The organism is Arsenophonus sp. ENCA (assembly GCF_002287155.1).
Lineage (GTDB): Bacteria > Pseudomonadota > Gammaproteobacteria > Enterobacterales > Enterobacteriaceae > Arsenophonus > Arsenophonus nilaparvatae.
Genome location: NZ_NHNG01000162.1, coordinates 1 through 1,337 on the forward strand (window position 1 = coordinate 1; position 1,337 = coordinate 1,337).

1 protein-coding gene and 2 pseudogenes are annotated in these 1,337 nt (G+C 41.2%); 2 read left to right on the top strand and 1 reads right to left on the bottom strand.

Annotation, left to right across the window (positions count from 1 at the left end):
- Both CBG25_RS04345 and CBG25_RS04350 read left to right on the top strand, forming a co-directional pair.
- Positions 1-281: transposase family protein (locus tag CBG25_RS04345; RefSeq protein WP_290603775.1), on the top strand; the 281-nt coding region annotated here is incomplete at its 5' end.
- Positions 282-449: 168 nt separating this feature from the next.
- A pseudogene (locus CBG25_RS04350) lies at positions 450-1,057 on the top strand (IS256 family transposase); the annotation flags it as partial.
- 89 nt (positions 1,058-1,146) lie between these two features.
- Here CBG25_RS04350 and CBG25_RS04355 read toward each other — a convergent pair.
- Positions 1,147-1,337: pseudogene (locus tag CBG25_RS04355) on the bottom strand (heat-shock protein); the annotation flags it as partial.

A 1,337-nucleotide genomic window follows, 5' to 3' on the forward strand; every position in this document is an offset into this window, starting at 1 on the left:
AGGTAACCATCTGGGCAGATACCGGTTTTCAAGGTATAGATAAACAGCATCCTAATACACAAATCCCAAAAAAAGGAACTCGAAAAAGACCTTTATCGCCTGAACAAAAACAAGAAAATAAAATAATCTCGGGCATCCGTATTACAGTTGAACACGCCATCGCGGGTATCAAGCGCCTCGGTTGCATGACCCAAATTTTACGGAATCGTAGACCCTTTATTGATGATACCTTCTTACTCCTTAGCGCAGGTCTTTGGAATTTCCATCTCAGAACAGCGTAAAATTTACTTCAATCACCGAAACACCCTTATTTCACTATTAAGCAACACGCTTAAAGAACAAGGAGTAGCTACCACAGAAAAAATAGGCTAAAAAAGAGTTAGGAGATGAGCTAACGCGTGATCGGATATCACTGGAATGGGTGATCGGACGTATCGGAATCTGCAGCCTTGTGGATAGCAAAAAGCGAAGGCGCTAAATTCTGGCTATCGGTGATGACAGAACTCAAAAATCGAGGCTTGCAAGATATTTTTGTTGCATGCTGTGATGGTTTAAAAGGTTTTCCTGAGGCTATTGAAGCACTTTACCCGCAAACCCGTGTTCAGTTCTGCCTAGTCCACCAAGTACGTCATTCTCTTCGCTACGTCCACTGGAAAGAGCGTAAAGCGGTGGCAGCAGACCTACGCGCTATCTATACGGTGCAGCGACAGTCGATGCTGCTGAGTCTGCTCTGGAGGCATTCTCAGCCAAGTGGGATGAGAAGTACCCCACAATTAGTCCGTCATGGATAAACAATTGGGAACGGCTAATCGTTATTTTTGACTTTGCTCCTGAAATCCGTAAAGCCATTTATACCACCAATGCGATTGAGTCACTTAATGCCTCATTGCGTAAGATTACTAAAACACGGCGAGTTTTCCCAACAGATGAATCTGTCCTCAAGCTGCTTTATTTAGCGTTGCATAATATTTCAATAAAATGGACGATGCCTATTAAAGGTTGGAAACCCGCCATGAGTCAATTTATGTTGATGTACGGTGATCGCATTACCAGCTAACGCAGGAGCCCTTTACACAAAAAATTTTACAGACCCGAAAAAGAGAATGCTTTTTATTTAAAAACCCCTAATTTCAGGGGCTTTTAAAGTTATTGCTTGTGCTCAATAACTTCTGGTTGATATTTTTGACCAATAGCAATCTTTTGTGGTTTTTGTTCTTCCGGTATTTCATAATTAAAAATTAATGTTAGCAATCCATCGGCTAAATTGGCATTTTGGATCCTTATGCGATGGTCAAGGTCAAAACTCATCGAAAATCCTTTTTTCTCAATACCTTTAT